This is a genomic window from Kribbella sp. HUAS MG21, assembly GCF_040254265.1.
Classification (GTDB): Bacteria; Actinomycetota; Actinomycetes; order Propionibacteriales; family Kribbellaceae; genus Kribbella.
The window spans coordinates 5,940,262-5,960,632 of record NZ_CP158165.1; the positions used below are offsets into that span (position 1 = coordinate 5,940,262).

Genomic DNA, 20,371 nt, shown 5'->3' on the forward strand with positions numbered 1-20,371 from the left:
CGTTGTCCGAGTTCCTGGTCGATGCCGACACCCTCGCGAACGCCCGGTTCGGTACGTCGCAGCTCACCGAGACGGTGTCCGCGCTGAAGCTCCTCCGCGCGCCGGTCGAGCCCTGGTTCCGGCCGTGGAAGGACACGCACAGCGCCGCGTTCCGGTCCGCGGTGGCGGCGAACCCGATCTGGCAGGCGCTGCTGGACAGCGCGTTCGGCCGCAGTTGGGTCGCGGACTTCCTGACCGTGCCGCCGCTCGAGCCCGACCTGACGCTCGAGGAGGAGCTCGCGTACCTCACCGCGCTCGACGACGACCAGATCCGCGCGGACCTCGCCGTCGTACGGACGCCGCTGCCGCCGGTCCTGCGCTCCTCGTCCGGGCTCGCCGCAGAGGCGGCGGAGTTGCTGCGCTGGGTGTGGCGCACGACCGTCGCGCCGGAGTGGCCGCGCCGGCTGCGGGTGCTGCAGGCCGACATCGTGTCGCGGACCTCGCAGCTGTCCGAGCACGGCTGGTCCGCCGTACTGCGCGGCTTGGGGCCGGACGTGCGGTGGCTCGGCGACGGGCGGATCCAGGTGAACCGCTGGGACTACCCGGTGACCGACGTCCGCGGGCGGGACCTGATGTTCATCGCGGCGCACACCCAGCGCGTCAACGTCAGCTGGCGGCTGCCGGACCGGTTCGCACTGACGTACGCCGTGACCGGCATCTTCGCGACCGCCGCAACCCCGGACGAACCGCTGGTGCAGCTGCTCGGCCGCAACCGCGCCAGGATCCTGGTGGAAGCCGCGGCGCCGGTCAGTACCACGTTGCTCGTGGCAACCACCGGTCTGTCGTTGGCGACGATCTCCGACCACCTGCGCGTCCTGACCGACGCCGGTCTGCTGGAGCGCCGCCGCTCCGGACGATCGGTCCTGTACTGGCAGTCCGACACCGGCCGCCGGGTGGCCGGCGACCGGCGTCGAACCGCCCCGAGCCCCGATGAGCTCGTGCAGCCGGGCAGCTAACGGACCTCGAGCTCCGTGGAGAGCGGGAGGTCCGAAACCGACGAGCCGGCTCGGATCGTGAAGGTGCCGGGCTCGGTCGTCCAGCCGGCGGCCCAGTGCTCGAACGCGTGCTGGTGCAGCTGCACCGTGATCTCGCGCGCCTGGCCCGCGTCGAGCCGGACGACCGTGAACCCGGCCAGCCAGCGCACCGGACGGTCGACCGTGCTGTCCGGCCGCTCGACGTACACCTGGACGACGTGCTTGCCCGCGCGCTGACCGGTGTTGCGTACGGTCAGCGCCACCGACGACGGGTCGTTCGCGCGCAGGTCGGACAGCTCCCACGTGGTGTAGCCGAGACCGTGGCCGAACTCGTACGCCGGCTCGGTCCCCGCCTTCAGCCAGGCGCGGTACCCGATGTGGATGCCTTCGTCGTACCGCAGTACCCCGTCCTGCGGTACGACGTCGATGACCGGTACGTCGTCCTGCGTACGCGGCCACGTGGTGGGCAGCCGCCCGCCCGGCTCGCTCCGGCCGAGGAGCACGTCGGCGAGCGCCTCGCCGTACTGCTGACCGCCGAAGTACGTCGCCAGCACCGCGGCGACGTCGTCGCGCCAGGGGAGCAGGACCGGCGAGCCCGCGTTCACGACGACGACCGTGCGCGGGTTCGCCGCCGCGACCGCGCGCACCAGCTCGTCCTGGCGGCCCGGGAGGGCGAGCGTGGTCCGGTCGTAGCCCTCGGACTCGACCTTGGCGTTGGTGCCGACGACGACCAGCGCGACATCCGCCTCGCGCGCCGCCGCGACCGCCTCGTCGATCAGCGCCTGCGGATCGTCGTTGCCGGGCTCGACGCCGACGGTGATGCTGAGCGCGTTGCTCAGGCCGCCCTCGGTCTTGGGGATCTGGAGCTCGACCCGGACGTCGACCGGCCGGCCGGCGGTCACCTCGAGAGGCGTGGAGATCGACGGCGGGGACAGCAGCGCGGCGCCCAGATCGGTGCCGACCGGTACGGCGGTGTCCTCGCGGAGGAGCTTGCCGTCGGCGAAGATCCGGCCGCGGCCGACCGAGGCGAAGCCGAGCTGGATCGCGCCGGACTCGGCCGGGGTCCAGGTGGTGTGGAACTCGAAGACCGCCGCCTCGGCGATCGGCGCGTCGCCGCCCAGGTACACGAGGGCGCTGGAGAAGCGGTCCTCGGCGAACAGTTCCGTGCCGTCGGCGGCCAGGAAGCGTACGCGGGCGCCTCGCTCGCCGGACACCGGGTTCGTCATGGTGGCCGGCGGGAGTTCGGCCACGCCTTCCTGGACGACCGCTCCGAGCGAGTACGTGATCTCCGCGTTCGGGAGAGCCCGGCGGAGGCCGTCGAGGGGAGAGACGACGTGCTCCGGGATCACGGTCGCGCTGCCGCCGCCCTGGGTACGGGCCTCGCGGGCGTTGTGGCCGATCACTGCGACCTTCGCCAGCGCGTCGGCCTGCCAGGGCAGCTCGCCCCGAGCGGCGCCTGCCGGTCCGTCGATGCGCTGGTTGCTGAGCAGAACAGTGCCCTCGGCCGCTGCCGTTCGTGCGAAGGCCGGTCCGTCGACCTGCGGTGGGTCAGAAGGTTTCGCAGTGCCTTCGAGCGCACCGACGCGGGCCGCGAGCGACAGAATTCGCCGTACCTTGCGGTCGATCGCGGCCTCGGCGACCTCGCCGGAACGGACCGCCGTCACGAGCGCGTCGCCCCAGGCGCCGACCGGGCCCGGCATCGCCAGGTCCTGCGCGTGCTTGGCGCTCTCGATGCTGCGGACGGCGGTCCAGTCGCTGACGACCACGCCGTCGAAGCCCCAGTCGGTGTTGAGCGGTGTCTCCAGGAGGTCGTTCTCGGAGGCGGTCGCGCCGTTGATCGAGTTGTAGGCGCTCATCACCAGCCACGCCTTCGACTCGGTGACCGCCTTCTCGAACGCGAGCAGGTAGACCTCGCGCAGCGTGCGCTCGTCGACCACGACGTTCGCGGTGAAGCGCTCGGTCTCGAAGTCGTTCGCGACGTAGTGCTTCGGGGTGGCGCCGACGCCGAGCTCCTGGACGCCGGCGACGTACGCCGCGGCCAGGTCGGCGGTCAGCACCGGGTCCTCGCTGAACGCCTCGAAGTGCCGGCCACCCAGGGGCGACCGATGGAGATTGATCGTCGGGCCGAGTACGACGTCGACGTTCTTGCGGCGGGCCTCGAGCGCCGAGACCACGCCGTACCGGTGGGCGATCCCGACGTCCCACGACGACGAGAGCGCGGTGGCCGACGGGAGGTTGAGCGACGGGTCGCGCTCGTCCCACACCGCGCCACGGACGCCGCTCGGGCCGTCGGACAGCACCATCGAACGCAGGCCGATCGAGGGCAATGCGTGGGTGGACCAGAAGTCCTGGCCGGTGAGGACCAGGACCTTCTCCTCGAGGGTCAGCCGGCCGAGGAGCTCGTCGACGTTCATGCCGGAAACTCTACGTCCCAAAACCAAGTGATGCTAGGTTTTGGTCATGGGGAACTCCCGGGGTCCGTACGCGAAGGGTGTCGCGAAGCGCGCCGAGATCCTCCGGGTCGCGCTGGAGGTGATCGCGCGGCAGGGGTACCGGAAGACGTCGACGCGCGAACTGGCCGCGGCGGCCGGGCTGAGCGAGGCCGGGATGCTGCACTACTTCGGCTCGAAGGAGAAGCTGTTCGAGGCGGTACTGCGGGCGCGCGACGAGGCCGACCTCCACCGGTTCGAGACCGCCGACGCGATCGACAACCTGACCGCGATCGTCCGGCACAACCGCACGGTGCCGGGGCTGGTGCAGCTCTACTCGACGTTCTCCGCCGAGGCAGGCGACCCCGACCACAAGTCGCACGAGTACTTCGTCGACCGGTACGCCGCCATTCGCGAAACCCTCGCCACCGCGGTCCGCGCCCGGCAAGCAGCGGGCACCTTCAACCCCACAGCAGACCCCGAGGCCATCGCCACCCTCCTGATCGCCCTCTCCGACGGCCTCCAGATCCAGTCGCAGTACGACCTGACCGCCGACCCCGCGGACCTGTTCGACCATCTGCTCGACCTGCTGGCGAGCGTTGACCGCTTCAGCGCATAGGTTTGCGGGGTGACCACGAGCGACGACAACGCCGGCGCCTTCGACGACTTCGACGTCGTCAACGACCTGGTCGACTCCGGGTACGCCGTCGGCGACGCCGATGACCACGACGAGTTGGTGCCCCGGATCGCCGAGCCGACGGACGGCCCCTGGATACCGCCGACGCCGGTCGAGAGACTGCTCTACCGGGACAAGGACGACCCGGACGTCTCCGGTTACCTGTCGATCCTCGCGACCGCCGGCGTCTACCAGCTGGTGGCGATCACCCACGCCCACCAGGAGCCGGCGAAGCGGCAGCCGATCATCGCCGAGCTGGGCGACGGGCTCCGGGCGATGTCCGTCTACACCGCGGACGTGCTGCCCCGTCCGCACCCGAAGGTCGTGTACGAGTTCACCAACCTGCGCGGCCTGGTCGCCCTGCTCCGCGACGTCGACGTCCTGCTGGTCAACCCGGAGACGCCGTGCCAGAACGCGCTGCAACTCGGCGACAAGATGAACCAGCTGATGCTCGAGCTGCACGACGAGTACTGGGAGCCGGGCTACTTCTCCGGCCGCATCATCACCCGGCAGAGCAACGCCACCGAGCCCGGCCCGCTCCTGCACGGCCTGGCCTGCGGCGCACAGCTGTGCGCCACGAACGGCTACGCCTGGAACACCACGGAGCACCACGGCAACGGCTACAGCGCGGAACTCGCTCTGGTGGAGAAGTGGTGGGGCGTCAAGGTCCGCGAAGACTGGCTGCAGATCCAGCGCCGGCTGCTCGACCGCGAGGTCGGCTCGTCGGCCTGGGACGACGTACTGCGCACCCGTAACCTGCTGGCCGACCGTTTCGGTGGACCGGTTGGCGGTGCCCAGTGGCACCAGTACGACGAATCGGCGATCCGCCGGCGCGTCGCGGAGTCCGGCGCTCCGGTTCGTCCGGGCGAGAACCCCGAGCTCGACAGGGTCATAGCGGCTCGCCGCGAGTTGATCCTGATGGTCCTCCACTGCGAGCAGCGCCTTCGCGAAGACCACCTGCTCTCCGACGGCGGGTACGTACGCACAACCGCCGCCTGGGACCTCGGCCGTGCCTCCGCCATGGCCCGCTGGGGCCGGAGCACCCGCTTCTGCACCCAGGCCGAGATGTTCGACGCCCTCCGCGAGCTGAGCCAGGAGGCCCAACGCCGCTACACCTCGTGGGAGGAGTTCGGCGTCGGCTACCTGCTTGGCCGCTGCATCCAGTTCGACGGAGACTTCTCCCGGAGCTGGTACACCGAGGCCCGCGACATCCACGAGCGACTGCTCAGCAACGAGCAGAGCCCCTGGGTCACGGTCCCGTTCCGCCAGGCCGAAGCGGCATAGTTGGGGACATGACGCGTGCCGCCGAAGACCCGCCCCGCCCGGTAGAAGCTGCCGGCCCGGAGGTCGATCGGCGGGTGCTCACGCGGGAGGTCTGGCTGGTGCTCGCCCTCTCGCTGGGGGCGTCCGGTGTGGCCGCGATCATCTCGTTCACGGGCGTGCTGACGTCGGGCAAGGCGATCAGCGGGCAGACGGCAGTGATCGTGGGGTCCCGGGCGCCGGGGCGGCCGTGGCTGGATCTGGCGTGGCAGCTGTTCGCGGTGGTGACGGCGCTCGTGCCGGTCGCGCTGGTCGGGCACCTGTTGGCGCGCGGGCGCGAGTCGTTCCGGACGATCGGGTTCGACCTGCGCGACCGGATCCGCGACCTCGGGCGCGGTACGGCGATCGCGGCCGGCATCGGCGGTGCGGGCCTGGTGTTCTACCTCGGCGCGCACGCGACCGGCGCGAACCTGACCGTCGACCCGTCGCAGCTCCCGGACTACTGGTGGCGGATCCCGATCCTGATCGCGGTGTCGGCGCAGAACGCGATCCTCGAGGAAGTCATCGTGCTCGGCTACCTCAACCACCGCCTGGACCAGCTCGGCTGGTCCGCCCGCCGCGCGACCGCGACCAGTGCGCTGCTGCGCGGCTCGTACCACCTCTACCAGGGCCTCGGCGGCTTCGCCGGCAACGTGATCATGGGAGTGATCTTCGGCTACCTGTACCGGCGCTGGGGCCGTGTGATGCCGTTCGTGATCGCGCACACGCTGATCGACACCGTGGCCCTGATCGGGGCGACGTACCTGCTCGGTCACGTCTCCTGGCTGCCGAGCTGAGCATTGCTCAATTGATTGACTCGTAACCCATCGGCCCCCGGGCGGGTTGAGGGTGACGTGACAGTCAACGGGGAAATCACCAGTCCGCCGGAGATCGATTCCGGTCTGGCGGCCGCGGCGCTGGCCGTGTTCGCGCACCGGCACGAGGTCGTCCACCTGCTGTACGCCGCCACCGACGAGCCGGACGCGCTCGCCCGGATCGGCGGCCTGCTCAAGGTCGACGAGGCCACCATCGCCAGGGTCCTGGACCAGCCGCTGCGCTGGATGCTGCCGCAGTTCCGCTCCGAACTGGAGACGATCGCCGCCGCGCCCGAAGCGATGACCGCCCCGGCGGACCAGCCGCCGGCGGACCTGGAGTCGGCCGCGGTCAAGTAAGCCGCCGTACGACGCACCGTCCCAACGCATAGGTTGGTGCGGTGCAGACGTATGGGCGGGACCTTCTGGAGATCGCGGACGAGCTCACCACGGCGTACGTCGAGGTGTTCACCGCGCCACCGTTCGAGCACCGGGGTGTCGAGGAGACCCGGACCGCGTTCCGGGACCGGCTGACCGCCGACGTGCAGCGCGACGGCTTCCGGGCGTGGGTCGAGCGGTCGGACGACGGCCGGATCGCCGGGTTCCTGACCGGGTGGACGACGCCGGCGCCGTTCCGGACCGACCGCGCGTACGGCAGCGTCCTCGAACGGCTCGGCGCCGAGCAGGTCGAGGAGCTGCTGATCGGCGCGTTCGAGGTCGACGAGCTCGGCGTACTCCAGCAGGCCCGCGGCACCGGCCTCGCCCGCCGCCTCCTGCAGGCGGCGGCCGAGGCGAACCCGCGCGCCTGGCTGCTCGCCTGGAACCAGAACCACGCCGCGCTCGCCTTCTACCGCCACGTCGGCTGGAAGGAACCGGCCCCCCGCGGCCCCGAAACCGACATCATCGTCTTCGTCACCCCCTGACCCCCACCGCCGCCCTCGCCGAGTCGTGAGGATCGGCTGCTCCCAGACGACCAATATCCACGACTCGGCGAAATGCCCCGGAACCATTCGCCACGACTCGGCGAGCCGAGGCAGGGCCTTGTGTGGGGCGTCAGAGGGCGAAGAGCGCTTGGGCGTTCTGGTGGGTGATGGCGGCTTGTTCGGCGGGGGTGAGGTCGGCGGCTTCGAGGGCGCCGAGGGCCACCGACGGGTCGATCAGGGTGGCGTCGGTGCCGAACATCATCCGGCTCGGCCCGATCCGGTCCAGGATCCAGCGGATCCGGTTCGCCTCCGGGGCGGACCAGCACGGCTCGAACCAGATCCGGTCGGTGATGGCCGCGGCCTCCGGGACCCGGGGCCAGCCGGGCGCGCCCATGTGCCCGGCGATCACCCGCGCACCCGGGACCTCGGCGGCGACCTCGGCGAGGTCGACGACGGTGTCGTTCCAGGTGTGCACGAGCGTCGGCAGCCCGTACTCCGTGGTGAGCTCGATCGCCGCCCGCATCGCGGGCGAGCTGACCGGGGTCCGGCTGTACTCGCTGTGGATCTTCGCGCCGACCCAGCGGGTCCGGCCGTCCCCGGCGAGCAGCTCGTCGAGGTCGGTCCGGGCCTCGTCGAGCCGCCGCGGGTCGACCACGATCATCCCGCGCAGCCGCGGGTCGGCCGGGAGCTGTTCGGCGAGTGACCGGTTGCCGAGCGGGGCGTCGTACACGATCGCCTCGATCGCGGAGACCAGCTGCAGGTCGATGCCGAACCGGTCGAGGCCGTCGATGTTCGTGTCGATGCTCGCGACGTCCATCGAGAAGAACCACGGGCCCCAGTGCGCGTGCACGTCGATCAGCATGCGGGCTCCAGGAGGGTCTCGAGGCTGCGGCTTCCGGCCTGGGCGATCTCGTCGGCGCTGAGCTTGGAGGTCAGCAGCCGGCGGATCACCGAGCGGGTCTCGTGGAACGGCGTCCGGCAGCCGAGCACCAGCCGCTCGGCGCCGACCTCGGCGGCGACGATCTCCAGCGAGTCCGGCCCGGTCAGCATCCGGGTCGAGGTGTGGAACCCGGGCTCCGAGCGCGCGAGCAGCACGAAGTCGCCGAGGTAGTAGAAGTGCGTGTCGAGGAACACCACCCGGGCGCCGAGCCCGCGCAGCGCCGGCCCGACCTTGCGGACGTCGCCCTCGGTGAAGATCGTCAGCCCGGCGTCGACCAGCAGCCGCACGACGTGCCCGAACGCCGGGTACCCGGGCTCGACGCTCTGCGCGCCCGGCGCGAGCCGGACCGCCCGCGGCGGCGTGGTCCGCGCGAGCTGCCGCTCCAGCTCCTTCTCCGCACCGAGCGGGTCGCGCAGGTCGAGCACCGGGCACATCGTCCACCCGTTGCCGTCGGCAACCTGCTGCGCCTCGTCGTTCCCGCTCGGTACGTCGAAGTGCACGGCCCGGAGCGCGGACACGACACCGCCCGAGATACCGCTGTCGGTGAGCACCTTCGCGACGTTCTCGGGCCGCCCCCAGCGGCCCGTCGTCACGTCGTGCCCGACGAGCATGTCGCAGTCGAGCAGCAGGGGAGTATCCGTCATGACGCCTTCCGTGCCAGAGCAGTGTGTACTTTGCGGATCGCCGCCACGATGTCGTCGACGTCCGTATCGGTGTAGTTCTCGTTCCAGGCCAGGACGAGCAGCCGGTGGTTGATCAGCTCCTCGGCGTTCGGGCACAGGCCCTCCGGGTAGGACACGTCCTGCAACGGGAACCCGGACCGACCGTACGTGATTCGCTCCCGGACCGCAGGCGCGGCGTACAACGGACTGGTCAGGTACCCGCCGTTGGCCGGCACGCCCTCGGCGGTGAGCGCGGCGGCCCACTCGCGCAGGTCACCGGCCGCCTCGGAGATGATCAGCGGGTATTGCCAGTACACGTGGTCGTGCCCGTCGGGCGGCGCCGTGACCCCTTCGAGGTCGGCGATCGCCGCCGTCGCCCGGAGTGCCGCCGTACGACGGTCCTCGACGACGCCGCGCAGCCGGTTCAGCTGGGCCCGCGTGACCGACGCGACCAGCTCGGTCATCCGGTAGTTGAGCGCAAGGAACAGGTAGGTGCGCTCGTCCGTATCGCGCGGCCAGCCCTTGTCGGCGAACAGCCGCATCCGCCGGGCGTACTGCGCGTTGTCGGTGACGGTCAGCCCGCCGTCACCCGCGCTGATGTGCTTGGTCTGTTGCAGGCTGAAGCAGCCGATGTGCCCGATCCGGCCGACGTACGTGTCGCCGACCGGCGCGAGGTACGCCTGCGCGCAGTCCTCGATCAGCAGGATCCCGTGCCGGTCGCACAGCTCGCGCAACTCGCGGACCCTGGCCGGCTTGCCGAACAGGTGTACGACGATCACGGCCTTCGTCCGCGGGGTGATCGCGGCGGCGACCGTCTCCGGCGTCAGGCTGCCGGTGATCGGGTCGACGTCCGCGAACACCGGTACGGCGTTCTGCATCATGATCGGGAACACGGTGCCCATGTCGCTGATCGGCGTGGTGATGATCTCGTCACCCGGGTCCGGGTTCACCGCCGCGACGGCCAGGTGCAACGCCGCCGTACCCGAGCTGCAGGCCACCGCGTGCCCGGCGCCGAGCAGCGCGGCGAACTCCAGCTCGAGCGCCGGCACCTCCGCGCCCCAGGTGGCGGACAGCATGCCGCTGCGCAGCACCCGTTCGACGGCCTTCACCTCGTCGTCGCCGAACCGCCGGCCGCTGGAATTCATCACCGACGGCAGCGGTGCTGTCCGGACCGGCGTGCCGCCGTCGCGGGCGAGCTGACTGTTCTCCATCTCGGAAACTCCTCCGATAGGTGCTTACGGCAACGGCATTTGGACGAGGTCGCGGTCGGCGAGGCCCCACACGGAGTGCTCGGCGCCGCGGACCGGGACCAGCTGGGGCACGGTGTACCACCCGTCGCCCAGCTTGTTCACGAGCAGCTTCGCCGAGGTCAGTCCGGGGCCGAGCTGGTACAGGTTCCCGCCGAAGTTGGTCTCACAGTAGACCCCGGTGTGGTCGGTGTGGAGCTGGCCGTAGCCGGACAGCTTGTTCGCGCCGCGGACCACGGCCTTGGTCCGCAGGTCGTACGTGAACCAGGAACCGCTGGTCCGCTTCAGGACGCCGTACAGGATGCCGTCATGGACGGCGACACTCTGGATCGAGCGCTCGCCGGCGAGCGGTTCGACGGTCCAGAGCAGCTCGCGCCGGCCGAGGTCGAAGGCCGCGATCGCCGCCGAGGTCCGCGTCGGCGTGATCCCGCCACCACCGATCACGTCGCCGCCGATGTACGCGATGCCGTCGACGATCGACACCGACATCACGCTCTGGTCGGGCAGGATCCCGTAGCGCACGTCCATTTCGCCGGTCCGTACGTCGAGCAAGGTGAGCGCACCGGTCAGCTTCCCGGTGCCGGGTGCGGACGCGATCGCGAGCAGCTTCGACTTCTCGTCGTACGCCGCCTGCCAGGGGCGGGTCTGCTGGTTCAGGATGTGGCCGAAGCTCTGCACCTCCTTGGTCCGCGGGTTGATGCGGACCACCTCGGTGCTCGGGTACAGCGCGGAGTACAGCTCGCCGCGCACCCAGTTCAGCGTCTTGGCCTCACCGGCCACGCGCAGCCGGCGCGTGGCGCCGGTGCCGATCGCGTGTTCGGTGACGACCCAGTGCCCGCCGACGTACACGTGCGGGTCGCCGAGCGCGATCGACTGCGGCTTGTCCGGTGCCGGCGTGAACCCGGCGTCCACGAGATCCAGTAGCTCGAACTCGCCCGTGGTGAGGTCGACCCACCACAGCACCCCGGAGCCGGTCGCGCCGAGCAGCGTGGTCGCGTCGAGCAGCACCAGCCGGCGGTGTTCGTCGGCCGCGGCGGGTGTCGCGATCGCGGTCAGGCTGGTGTCCTCCGGACCGCACGACCACACGGTCCCGGAGTTGCGCGTGGTCAGGTACGCCGTACCGTCCGGAGCGACCGTCAACGCGTCGACGCTCGACTGCCCGGCCGGCAACGGCACACTCCGTACGTCGGTGCCGTCGAGCGCCATGCTCAACAACGCGCGGCTGCTGCCGCAGTAGATCCGATCGCCCGCGCCGGCGAACGGCCCGAAGAACTGGCCGCGGGACGCCTCCGGGGTGAGGTCCCGGAAGGTCTTCGTCCCGCGGTCGTAGCCGACGAGCTGCGGGGGCGTGTAGATCCCGGCGAACACATGGTTGCCGGCAGCACCGACGTACCGGCCGTACTGCGCTCCGGGGACCGGCGCGCCCAGCTGGGTGGCCGTGTTCGTGGCGGGATCGATCTGCCAGACCGCGCCGTTCGGGTAGCTGACCGCGAACACCTGGCCGTCGGGCGCCGTCGTCATGTCCCAGACGAAACCACCCGCGCCGGCCAGGGTGCCGACCTTGGTCACGGACCCGTCGGCCGGGTCGAAGCAGTAGACGTCCGCGACCGGGTACAGGCCGACGTACACCTTGCCCGCGGCAACGGTGATGCCCCAGCCGCCCTCGCCGGTCGGCAGCTCGACCGTCCGGGTGACGCGGCGGGTACCGAGGTCGATCTCGGACAGCCGCGCCGGGACGATGCCGCGGCTGACGACGTAGGCGTGGCCGTCGTGCACCGCCATCGCGACGACGGCCGCGGTGACGACCGCGGGACCGAAGGTGGGCAGCGTGGAACCGTCGATGGGTCCGTCCTCCGCGTGGGCGTCGGTGGGGACAGTTGCCGGGACAGCGAGTGCGGTCACGGCGCCGGTGGCGAGCGCGCCGGCGAGCGCGGTACGGCGGGAGATGATCATCGGAGGCCTTCGATCCGGACCAGGTCGCGGCCCTTGATCGTGTACAGCGCCGCGCCGTCGTGGGACGTGGTGATCAGCGGGTAGCCGTAGATCTGCGCGCCGAGCCCGTCGACCACCGTGCTCACGGTCGGGGCGCCGGTGCTGTTCGGCGTGATCTTGAAGACGCGCTTGCTGTCGGTGCCGTAGAGCCCGGAGCGAGCGATCGTCAGCTTGCTCTGGCTGGTGCCGAGCGTCGCGCTCGCGAGCAGCTTGCCGGTCCGCGGGTCGAGAACGGCGAGCCGGCCGTCGTCGGTAGCGGCGTACAGTCGGCCGCGGTAGTGGGCGAGGGAGCTGTAGCTCTGTGCCTTCGACAGCGCCGCGGCCTCCCACAACACCTTGTTGCGGGCCTGGTCGAAGGCGACCACGGTTGCCTCGGGCAAGATCGGGACGGTGCCGAGACTGTTCCGGGTGGCGCCGCCGAGGTACGCGACGCCGTCCGCAGTGGTCACCGAGCGGACCGACTGGTGCGGCACGACGCCGCGGTGCACCTCGCGCTGCACCCCGCCATGCTCTGGGTCGATGTGCTGCTCGACGAGGGTGCCGTCGTACTTGCCGTAGTCGGGCTCGGTGGAGAGCAGCCACGTTTGCGAGCGTTCGTCGTACGCCGCGTCGGTCGGGCGGGTCTGCTCGTTGCCGATCTGGCCGAGTTCGTGCAGGTCGGAGCCGTCGGGCTTCATCTGCCAGAGCCGGGCCAGGGTGTAGACGCCGAGGTACACGCTCCGGCCGACCGGTGTCATGGTCTTCGCCTCGCCGGGCAGGAACGTCCGGGTGCTGGCGCCGGTCGCGAGGTCGTGGACCTGGATACCCGCCTTGCCGCTGACCAGCACGGACGTCGGCGTCGCGGCGATCGCCATCGCCTGCTCGGGCGCGGGCGGCAGCCCGGCCTGACCGAGGTCGGTGCCGGTGAAGGTCCCGGTCGCCTCGTCGAAGTCGACGACCTGGCTGGTGAGCTCGGCGCGGATCGTGGTGCCGTCGACGAAGATCTTGTTGAAGTACGCCCCGTCGTACGGCGAACCGAGCCGGGTCAGGGTGTTGTCGCGGTAGCGGTAGAGCGTGCCCGAGGGCCGCGTGCCCAGGTAGATGTCGGCGCCGGCGATCGTGATCGCGGTGATGTACTGGTCGCCGCCGGGAGTCTGCACCTCGACCGGGTTGCCCAGATCGTTCGTGTCGAAGACGAGCATCGTCCCGGTGGGGGAGAGGCTCACGGCCAGCTTCGTGCCCTCGAGCGCCATGGTGGCGACGAACGTGCGGTCCGCGTACTGCGCGGGCAGCACGTCGCGGCGGGCGCCGGTCGCGCGGTCGATCGCGATCAGGTGTGCCTTGGTGCCGACGCCGGCGTAGATCGTGGTCGCGTCGGCGGCGATGCTGCGGACGTACTGCTGGCCGGCGACCGCGGCGCCGTACGACCTGGTGGCCCCCGTGGCCGGGTCGTACTCGTGCACGCCGCCGTCGGGGTAGGTGCCGGCGACGATCTTGCCGTCCGGGGTCGCGGCGATCGACCAGATGAAGGAGCCGAACTGCGCGACCTTGGTGGCGCTGCCGGTGGTGGTGTCGACCTTGTAGAGGTCACCGGGCGTGTAGAGGCCGATGTACAGGTCGGTGCCGAGGTGGGCCATCGCCCACGCGCCGGCGCCGGTCGGCAGCGCGAACTTGCGGTCGACGACCTTGGCGACCGGGTCGAACGCGCCGACCTGGACGGGCGAGACGCCGGAGGTGATGGTCCAGATCCGGTCGCCGACCTGCTCGGCGACGCTGGTCGAGGTCACGGCCGACGCCGGACCGAGGTTCGTGACCGTTGGTGTTTCGGTCACGGCCGGAATCGTGGCACCGGCGGGAGCGGGAACGCTCACCAGTCCTGTGCAGATGAGCAGAGCAGTGATCAGTCCCCGTGCGAATCGCTTGTCCACAAGGCCTCCCGGGACAGTGCGCACCGAATTACGGTCATGGCTGAAATTAGCCGGACGTGCGTGAGTGCGTCAACCGTTCAGGAAACAATCACAGATGAACGCGATACACGACGAGCGGCCGGCCGCTGCCGGTGCCCAGCTGGGTGCCGGTCGCGTCGGCCAGGCCGGCGCGCTCGAGCCGGTTCAGGACCCGGCGCGCGGTCCGCGGCTGGATGCCCAGGTGATCAGCGACCGACCGCGTGGTCAGGCCGTCGTCGGTCGCGCGGACGAGTTCCTGGAGTCGTTCGAGGGTCGCCTTCGAGAGACCGGCGCGCTGCGCGAGGAGCTGCAGCTTCGAGCGCTGCTGGGCGCGCGGCGCGGCGCCGCCGACCAGGACCAGGTCGATGTCGTTGCGCAGCGAGACGACGGCCGCGGTCCGGCCGGCCGTCTTCGCCCGGCCGAGCGCGCGGCGGGCCAGCGCCTCGGTCTCGGTCCCGGAGCCGCCGATGCCGAACCCGATCCGGACCGGCCCGAACTGCTCCTTCAACCGGTTCAGCATGCCGAGCTCGGTGAACGCGGCGGTCGCCTGCTCGAGCGGTCCGCGGGTCGCCACCACGAGCCAGCGTTTGTCGTCGTACCGGATCACGCTGCCGCCGAGCGAGCCGGCCTCGCGACGGAGCGCGGGCTCGGCGTCCGGGGACATCTCGACCAGGCCGAGCGCGATCTGCGCGTCGTCGCTGCGCAGCGCGTCGTGGACGAGCAGCAGCCGGTTCACCGCCGCGCGGACCGAGTGCACCGACGGCGCGAGCCGCAACGTGGTCTGCTCGGTGCGGAGTTTCTCGTACGCCGACCGCAGGCAGGTGATCGCGACGGTCGCGCCCGCCTCCCGGTGGAACGCGACGATGTCGTCGACGCTCAGGCCGGGCCGGTACGGCAGCACGGTGACGCCGCCCATCGGCAGCCCGACCTCGTCGAACGTCTCCCGGACGGCGGCCTCGTCGAGGACGTCGATGCTCAGCGAGGTGACGTCGTGGCCGTCGCGGAGCAGTTGCACCAGGGCCCGCATCAGCGTGGCGCCGGTGTACTCGACGTGCGCGGCCGGGCGGTCGAGCAGGTCCTGCGCGGCCGCGATCTGGTACGGGACGACGCCGGTGAACAGCCAGGCGTCGACACTGCCCGGCGCGTCGGCCATCACCTTCGGCGTGTCGGTCTCCCGGCGGTAGCGCAACGGGACGACCTCGACCCCGCGCAGCGCCTTGACGATCCGGCTGCTGGAGGTGACCAGGTCCGACGGCCCGACCACCCCGATCGTCGTCACCATGCGCGGGTCCCCTCCTTCATGCGGGTCAGTCTCACCACAAGACCCCACCGCTGCAAGAACCCGCGCCGTCGTCGGCTAGGTTCCCGTCATGGACCGGGTTCTGGAGTGGGTCGACGAAGGGACCGCGCTGTGCCGCCGGGCACTCGCCGAACCGGACGCGCCGTCGCTGCTTCCGGGGTGGTCGCGGCGGCACGTGGCCGCGCACCTGTCGCTGAACGCCGAGGCGCTCGGCAACCTGGTGCACTGGGCGCGGACCGGCGAGGAGCGGCCGATGTACCCGTCCGCTGAGGTGCGCAACGCCGAGATCGAGGCCGGTACGGCGCGCTCGCCCGAGGAGCTGCGGTCGTGGTTCGACGAGTCGGCGGCTGTCCTGCGGTCCTCGATGGCGACGCTGACCGACGACCAGTGGCAGGCCAGCGTGCGGACCGCTCAGGGCGCCCCGATCCCGGCGACGAAGATCCCGTGGATGCGCGCCCGCGAGGTCATGATCCACGCCGTCGACCTCGGCGCCGGCATCACCTTCGCCGACCTGCCGACGGACTTCCTCGAAGCCCTGTGCGAAGACATCCGAGAGCAACGCGGCGACGTACCAGCGATCACCGGCCCGTTGCCGCAGGTGGCGGCCTATCTGTCCGGCCGCCCGTACACGGACGTCCTCGGTCCGGACGGCGAACCCGCGGAGCCGTTGCCGCCCTGGCTCTGAGTCACTTCACGACGCGATAGCGCAGGTGGGTGACGTCGCGGGCGCGGAGCTGGCGGACCTGTTCGAGTTCGATGTACTCCGCGGGGAGGTTGTCGAAGAGCCGGCGGCCCTGGCCGAGGAGGACGTCGACGACGTGCAGCTCCAGTTCGTCGAGGAGGCCGGCGCGGAGCAGGGCCTGACCGGCGCCGGCGCCGTGGACCATCACGTCGCGGTCGCCGGCGGCCGCCCTCGCCTGGGCGGCGCACTCGGCGACGTCGGTCACGTACCGCGCGGTGCCGGGCGGTTCGTCGTCCGGGTGGTGGGTGAGGATGAACATCGGTACGCCGTCGTGGTGATCGCCCTGCCAGCGACCGGCGTGCTCGTACGTCCGCCGTCCCGAGATCAGCGCGCCGGTGGCGAGACACTCGGCGTACACCTGGCCGCTCGGCCCGTCGGAGTTCCGGTCGTCGAGCCAGTTGAACAGCCGGAACCCGCCGCGGCCCATCGGTTGCTCGGGGCTGTCGTCGGGCCCGACGACGAAACCGTCGAGGGACATGCTCATGTACAGCCGGATCATCGGACGCCTCCAATCGTCTGTGGGCAGTGGAACACACGGTCGGGGTCGTACTTCTGCTTGACGCTCAGCAGCCGCGGGTAGTTCGCGCCGTGATAGGCGGCGGCCCAGTCGGTCAGGTCGAGGTCGGGGAAGTTCGGGTAGACGTGCCCGGACGCGTACGGGTGCGCGAGCGCCCAGGAGCGGCGTACGGCGTCGCGGACGGGGCCGACGTGTTCGAGCAGGAAGCGCTCGGCGCGGTGCGCGAAGGCGGTCGCGCCGGCGGGGACGCGGTTGTAGGCGCCGCCCATCGGGGTGAAGTTGAGCACGCAGCCGGCCTCGAGGAGCCGGTCGACGGCATCGCGGGGGAGCGGGTGCTGGAAGAACTCCGACTTGCTGTGCACGACGCCGGCCTCGGTGCCGCCCTCCGAGAAGCTCGCCTTGAGCTCGGCCCACGAGAGGTCGTCGCGCAGCTCGACGTCCGGATCCAGGTCCGCGAGCGCGCCGAAGTCCGGGTGGTCGGCGGCGCCGAAGACACGCACCCCGTCCGCGGTCACGCTCAGGCTCGCCGTCAGCTCGTCGGGCGCATCGGGAGCCCAGGACTGCCACGCGGCGATCAGCTCGGCAGCGCGGCCGCGGGGCCAGGTCAGACTGAAGCGGGTCGCGGTCGGCGACGGTACGGCGTCGTACGTCAGCGACGTGACCACGCCGAACTGGCCGCCACCGGCCCCGCGCAGCGCCCAGAACAGGTCTGGGTCGCGCTCGGCGTCACAGGTCACGACGTTGCCGTCCGCAAGCACCACGGTCGCGGCGATGAGCCGGTCGCAGGTCAGCCCGTACCGCCGCCCGAGCAGCCCGAGCCCACCGCCCAGCGTCAGCCCGGCGATCCCGACCGTCGGCCCGCACCCGGCCGGGATCGTCAGCCCGAAGTCCTCCAGCCCGCGATACACCTGGGCCAGCCGCGCGCCCGCCCCGATCGTCGCCCGCCGGCCGTCGACCGAGATCGTGGACAGCGCCGACAGCTCGAGCATCAGGCCCGTCGTCGACGAGCGCCCGGCGAAACAGTGCCCGCCGCCCCGCGGCACCACCGGCAGACCGGCGGTCCGGGCAGAGGCCAGCGCCTTGATCACGTCCTCGACCGACGTGCACCGCGCGATCGCCCGCGGCCGGACAGCGTCGTACTGCGGCAACGCCGGCCGCCGCAGGACGTCGTACAACGAATGGTCAGCCTCGATGAGCTCCATGCACCGAAGCTAGGGCCGCGCCGTCCCGTCGCGCTTGAACGAATCGGTCGTACCACCCGGCGAGGAACGGCCGGTACGACGCCGAGTGGTCGTGACCGCAGTCGCAGCGGTCCGCCTTGTCGCCGAGCAGCTCGCGCGGCGGCACCCCGGTCAGCCGCACGCACTCCCGGGTCAGATGCGCGTGGTCGGCGTACCCGGTCTCGGCCGCGAGGTCGGCGAGCCCACTGCCGAACCCGGCCTGCGCCAGCGCGAGGTACCCCTGGAAGCGCAGCGTCCGCTGCAAGGCCTTCGGCGCCACGCCGGTCGCCGTCAGGCACCGCCGGCGCAACTGGCTCTCGGACAGCGCGAGCTCATCGGCCAGGTCGGCGATCCCGGCGCGTTCCCACGGCATCAGCCGCCGGACCAGCTCCGCCACCACCGGATCCGGCCGCAGCCGCTGACCGGCGAGGTACCGCTGCACCGCGAGCAAGGCCGCTCGCGGACTCGCGGCATCCGCTACCGAGGTCCCGATTGCGTCCGCGGCGGAACCCCACAGCTCCACCGCACAGTCGACCAGCTCGTCCGCCGGTACGCCGAGCAGCGGCGTCCCCGCACCCGGCATGAACCGCACCCCGACGATCGTCGTCCGCGGCGGGATCACCTGCAGGTGGGCCCGGGTCAGCGGCCCGATCAGCCGCGGTACGCCGCCCACCGGACAGTGCAGCTCCACGCCGCCGGTCGGCAGATCGCGCTGCGGATACGACTGCGCCCCGGTGCGCTGGATCCAGACCGTCCGGACGAGCCCGGTCAGCGCGGGCACCGGCGCGCTCTCGTCGTACGTCTGGTCCATGACCGGACGATACGCTCCAGCGGGGCGTGTCGAGGAGTGGTGCGCGGCTCCGACGTCCCGGGTATGACAGCCGAGCGAGTACTGCGCACCTACCTGACCCTGGTCGCGGTGTCGACAGGGGCGTCGTCGATGATCTGGGGCATCAACACGCTGTTCCTGCTGGACGCCGGGCTCAGCATCGGGCAGACCTTTGCGGCGAACGCTTTCTTCACCGTCGGCATGGTGCTGTTCGAGGTCCCGACCGGTGTGCTCGCGGACACCGTCGGCCGCCGTACGTCGTACCTCCTCGGGACGGCGACGCTGATCGGTACGACGCTGCTGTACCTGCTGCTGTGGCGGATCCACGCGCCGTTAGTGTGGTGGGCGGTCGTCTCGGCGCTGCTCGGGCTCGGGTTCACGTTCTTCAGCGGGGCGACCGAAGCGTGGCTGGTGGACGGGCTGCAGGCGACCGGGTACAGCGGGTCGCTGGAGGCCGCGTTCGCGAAGGGCCAGGTGGTGAACGGGATCGCGATGATGGCCGGTTCGATCGGCGGCGGCATCCTGGCGCAGGTGACCGACCTCGGCGCGCCGTACGTCGTGCGCTCGCTGTTGCTGATGGCAACGTTCGCGGTGGCGTGGCGGGCGATGCGCGACCTCGGGTTCACGCCGAAGCAGGACGCCTCGGTGCGCGGCGAGCTGGCCGGGATCGTGCGCGCGTCGTTGCGCCACGGGCTCCTGAACCCGCGTGTCCGCTGGGTGATGCTGGCCGGTCCGTTCACCGCCGGGGTGAGCGTTTACGGCTTCTACGCGGCGCAGCCCTATCTGCTGGAGCTGTACGGTCGCGCCGACTCGTACTGGATCGCCGGGCTGTCCGCCGGGATCGTCGCGGGTGCGCAGATCGCGGGCGGCGCGTCGGCGTCGTCCCTGGCCCGCGTCTTCCGGGACCGGATCCGGACGCTGATCGGCGCGATCGTGGTGTCCGGCGTGATGATCGCGGCGATCGGCCTGGTCACGTCGTTCTGGGTGGCGCTGGTGCTGCTGATGGTGTGGGGCTCGATGTTCGCCGCGATGACGCCGGTGCGGCAGGCGTACCTGAACAGCCACATCCCGTCCGCGCAGCGCGCGACGGTGCTGTCGTTCGACAACCTGCTCGGGTCGGCCGGCGGGGTTGTCGTCCAGCCCGCGCTCGGCCGTACCGCGGACCTCTGGGGATACGGTCCGGCGTACCTGGTGTCGGCGGGGATCCAGCTGCTCGCGGTGCCGTTCCTCGGGCTGGCACGCCGTACCGGGAAATCGGTCGAGGACGCGGCCGGACAGCCTCTAGCCTTACGGGCGTGACGGCGCGACTGATCATCATCAACGGCGGTTCCAGCTCCGGGAAGACCGGGATAGTGCGGTGTCTGCAGGCGCTGCTGCCGGACCCGTGGCTCGGGTTCAGCGTGGACGACTTCGTCGACGCGCTGCCGGCCGTGATGGAGGGCGGGATCGAGTTCGGGCCGGACGGCGAGGTGTCGGTCGGGCCCGCGTTCCGAGCGCTCGACGCCGCCTGGACCGCCGGGATCGTCGCGATGTGCCGGGCCGGCGGCCGGGTGATCGTCGACGACGTGTTCCTCGGCGGCGCCGCCTCGCAGCAGCGCTGGCGGGACGCGATCGGCGACCTCGAAACGCTCTGGGTCGGCGTCCACTGCGCCCCCGAGATCGCCGCCGGCCGCGAGCTCGCCCGCGGCGACCGCACCCGCGGCATGGCCGAACAGCAGGCGTACGTCGTCCACGAGGGCGTCACGTACGACGTCGAGGTCGACAGCTCCCGCGCCGAGTCCGTCGACTGCGCGCGCACGATCGCCGCCTACGTGAAGTGATGGACCAGCGGGTACATTTGCCGGT

At 71.4% G+C, this 20,371-nt stretch carries 19 protein-coding genes; 9 read left to right on the top strand and 10 right to left on the bottom strand.

Annotated elements, in window-relative coordinates; genetic code table 11:
• The first annotated feature begins 2 nt into the window (after positions 1-2).
• Entirely contained in the window at positions 3-995 is a 993-nt protein-coding gene (locus ABN611_RS28755; protein WP_350275370.1) for a transcriptional regulator, read from the top strand.
• Here ABN611_RS28755 and ABN611_RS28760 read toward each other — a convergent pair.
• Positions 992-3,427, bottom strand: a complete 2,436-nt coding sequence (locus ABN611_RS28760) for a glycoside hydrolase family 3 C-terminal domain-containing protein (RefSeq protein ID WP_350275371.1) — start codon at positions 3,425-3,427, stop codon at positions 992-994. The two genes, ABN611_RS28755 and ABN611_RS28760, sit on opposite strands and share 4 nt — an antisense overlap.
• Positions 3,428-3,473: 46 nt before the next feature.
• Here ABN611_RS28760 and ABN611_RS28765 point away from each other — a divergent pair, with 46 nt between their 5' ends.
• From ABN611_RS28765 to ABN611_RS28785, 5 genes are read left to right on the top strand one after another with little or no spacing between them, the layout of a single operon-like run.
• Entirely contained in the window at positions 3,474-4,061 is a 588-nt protein-coding gene (locus ABN611_RS28765; protein ID WP_350275372.1) for a helix-turn-helix domain-containing protein, read from the top strand.
• Positions 4,062-4,070: 9 nt separating this feature from the next.
• A complete protein-coding gene (locus ABN611_RS28770; RefSeq protein WP_350275373.1) occupies positions 4,071-5,402 on the top strand; it encodes a DUF1266 domain-containing protein in 1,332 nt (443 codons plus the stop codon).
• Between the two features lie 8 nt (positions 5,403-5,410).
• The gene (locus ABN611_RS28775) at positions 5,411-6,214 is read left to right on the top strand and encodes a type II CAAX endopeptidase family protein (protein ID WP_350275374.1); all 804 of its coding nucleotides are present in this window, start codon (positions 5,411-5,413) and stop codon (positions 6,212-6,214) included.
• A gap of 57 nt (positions 6,215-6,271) precedes the next feature.
• Entirely contained in the window at positions 6,272-6,589 is a 318-nt protein-coding gene (locus ABN611_RS28780; protein ID WP_350275375.1) for a hypothetical protein, read from the top strand.
• Positions 6,590-6,630: 41 nt separating this feature from the next.
• The gene (locus ABN611_RS28785; protein WP_350275376.1) at positions 6,631-7,152 is read left to right on the top strand and encodes a GNAT family N-acetyltransferase; all 522 of its coding nucleotides are present in this window, start codon (positions 6,631-6,633) and stop codon (positions 7,150-7,152) included.
• A gap of 130 nt (positions 7,153-7,282) precedes the next feature.
• Here the strand turns inward: ABN611_RS28785 and ABN611_RS28790 are convergent, their stop codons facing one another.
• The 6 genes from ABN611_RS28790 to ABN611_RS28815 all read right to left on the bottom strand — a co-directional run bounded on the left by ABN611_RS28790 (position 7,283) and on the right by ABN611_RS28815 (position 15,200).
• Positions 7,283-8,014, bottom strand: coding sequence for an amidohydrolase family protein (locus ABN611_RS28790; protein WP_350275377.1), 732 nt, complete (start codon positions 8,012-8,014; stop codon positions 7,283-7,285).
• Positions 8,008-8,736 (bottom strand): hypothetical protein, encoded by a 729-nt coding sequence (locus tag ABN611_RS28795; RefSeq protein ID WP_350275378.1) that lies wholly within the window; start codon positions 8,734-8,736, stop codon positions 8,008-8,010. The genes ABN611_RS28790 and ABN611_RS28795 overlap by 7 nt, the downstream gene beginning before the upstream one ends.
• The gene (locus ABN611_RS28800; protein WP_350275379.1) at positions 8,733-9,965 is read right to left on the bottom strand and encodes a DegT/DnrJ/EryC1/StrS family aminotransferase; all 1,233 of its coding nucleotides are present in this window, start codon (positions 9,963-9,965) and stop codon (positions 8,733-8,735) included. The genes ABN611_RS28795 and ABN611_RS28800 overlap by 4 nt, the downstream gene beginning before the upstream one ends.
• Before the next feature lie 24 nt (positions 9,966-9,989).
• A complete protein-coding gene (locus ABN611_RS28805) occupies positions 9,990-11,954 on the bottom strand; it encodes a hypothetical protein (protein ID WP_350275380.1) in 1,965 nt (654 codons plus the stop codon).
• Positions 11,951-13,804 (bottom strand): PQQ-binding-like beta-propeller repeat protein, encoded by a 1,854-nt coding sequence (locus ABN611_RS28810; RefSeq protein WP_350275381.1) that lies wholly within the window; start codon positions 13,802-13,804, stop codon positions 11,951-11,953. Before ABN611_RS28810 ends, ABN611_RS28805 begins: the two co-directional genes overlap by 4 nt.
• A 184-nt stretch (positions 13,805-13,988) precedes the next feature.
• Positions 13,989-15,200 (bottom strand): helix-turn-helix domain-containing protein, encoded by a 1,212-nt coding sequence (locus ABN611_RS28815; protein WP_350275382.1) that lies wholly within the window; start codon positions 15,198-15,200, stop codon positions 13,989-13,991.
• 88 nt (positions 15,201-15,288) lie between these two features.
• Between ABN611_RS28815 and ABN611_RS28820 the strand changes: the two genes are divergently transcribed.
• The gene (locus tag ABN611_RS28820; protein WP_350275383.1) at positions 15,289-15,903 is read left to right on the top strand and encodes a maleylpyruvate isomerase family mycothiol-dependent enzyme; all 615 of its coding nucleotides are present in this window, start codon (positions 15,289-15,291) and stop codon (positions 15,901-15,903) included.
• A 1-nt stretch (position 15,904) separates the two neighbouring features.
• Here ABN611_RS28820 and ABN611_RS28825 read toward each other — a convergent pair whose 3' ends face one another.
• From ABN611_RS28825 to ABN611_RS28835, 3 genes are read right to left on the bottom strand one after another with little or no spacing between them, the layout of a single operon-like run.
• Positions 15,905-16,459: a dihydrofolate reductase family protein gene (locus tag ABN611_RS28825; RefSeq protein ID WP_350275384.1), complete on the bottom strand. Its 555-nt coding sequence runs from the start codon at positions 16,457-16,459 to the stop codon at positions 15,905-15,907.
• On the bottom strand, positions 16,456-17,679 hold the full coding sequence (locus ABN611_RS28830; RefSeq protein ID WP_350275385.1) for an FAD-binding oxidoreductase: 1,224 nt from the start codon (positions 17,677-17,679) through the stop codon (positions 16,456-16,458). The genes ABN611_RS28825 and ABN611_RS28830 overlap by 4 nt, the downstream gene beginning before the upstream one ends.
• The gene (locus tag ABN611_RS28835) at positions 17,660-18,508 is read right to left on the bottom strand and encodes a DUF6597 domain-containing transcriptional factor (protein ID WP_350275386.1); all 849 of its coding nucleotides are present in this window, start codon (positions 18,506-18,508) and stop codon (positions 17,660-17,662) included. The genes ABN611_RS28830 and ABN611_RS28835 overlap by 20 nt, the downstream gene beginning before the upstream one ends.
• 63 nt (positions 18,509-18,571) lie before the next feature.
• Between ABN611_RS28835 and ABN611_RS28840 the strand changes: the two genes are divergently transcribed.
• Both ABN611_RS28840 and cpt read left to right on the top strand, forming a co-directional pair.
• On the top strand, positions 18,572-19,825 hold the full coding sequence (locus ABN611_RS28840) for an MFS transporter (protein WP_350275387.1): 1,254 nt from the start codon (positions 18,572-18,574) through the stop codon (positions 19,823-19,825).
• A complete protein-coding gene (gene cpt / locus ABN611_RS28845; RefSeq protein WP_350275388.1) occupies positions 19,822-20,346 on the top strand; it encodes a chloramphenicol phosphotransferase CPT in 525 nt (174 codons plus the stop codon). Before ABN611_RS28840 ends, cpt begins: the two co-directional genes overlap by 4 nt.
• Positions 20,347-20,371 lie beyond the last annotated feature (25 nt).

What these genes read in the sequence shown, in the direction of transcription:
- ABN611_RS28815 (WP_350275382.1), bottom strand. Translation starts at nt 15,200, where the DNA reads ATGGTGACGACGATCGGGGTGGTCGGGCCGTCGGACCTGGTCACCTCC.
- ABN611_RS28775 (WP_350275374.1), top strand. Translation starts at nt 5,411, where the DNA reads ATGACGCGTGCCGCCGAAGACCCGCCCCGCCCGGTAGAAGCTGCCGGC.
- ABN611_RS28805 (WP_350275380.1), bottom strand. Translation starts at nt 11,954, where the DNA reads ATGATCATCTCCCGCCGTACCGCGCTCGCCGGCGCGCTCGCCACCGGC.
- ABN611_RS28765 (WP_350275372.1), top strand. Translation starts at nt 3,474, where the DNA reads ATGGGGAACTCCCGGGGTCCGTACGCGAAGGGTGTCGCGAAGCGCGCC.
- ABN611_RS28835 (WP_350275386.1), bottom strand. Translation starts at nt 18,508, where the DNA reads ATGGACCAGACGTACGACGAGAGCGCGCCGGTGCCCGCGCTGACCGGG.
- ABN611_RS28825 (WP_350275384.1), bottom strand. Translation starts at nt 16,459, where the DNA reads ATGATCCGGCTGTACATGAGCATGTCCCTCGACGGTTTCGTCGTCGGG.
- ABN611_RS28790 (WP_350275377.1), bottom strand. Translation starts at nt 8,014, where the DNA reads ATGCTGATCGACGTGCACGCGCACTGGGGCCCGTGGTTCTTCTCGATG.
- ABN611_RS28820 (WP_350275383.1), top strand. Translation starts at nt 15,289, where the DNA reads ATGGACCGGGTTCTGGAGTGGGTCGACGAAGGGACCGCGCTGTGCCGC.
- ABN611_RS28760 (WP_350275371.1), bottom strand. Translation starts at nt 3,427, where the DNA reads ATGAACGTCGACGAGCTCCTCGGCCGGCTGACCCTCGAGGAGAAGGTC.
- ABN611_RS28840 (WP_350275387.1), top strand. Translation starts at nt 18,572, where the DNA reads ATGACAGCCGAGCGAGTACTGCGCACCTACCTGACCCTGGTCGCGGTG.
- ABN611_RS28795 (WP_350275378.1), bottom strand. Translation starts at nt 8,736, where the DNA reads ATGACGGATACTCCCCTGCTGCTCGACTGCGACATGCTCGTCGGGCAC.
- ABN611_RS28800 (WP_350275379.1), bottom strand. Translation starts at nt 9,965, where the DNA reads ATGGAGAACAGTCAGCTCGCCCGCGACGGCGGCACGCCGGTCCGGACA.
- ABN611_RS28830 (WP_350275385.1), bottom strand. Translation starts at nt 17,679, where the DNA reads ATGGAGCTCATCGAGGCTGACCATTCGTTGTACGACGTCCTGCGGCGG.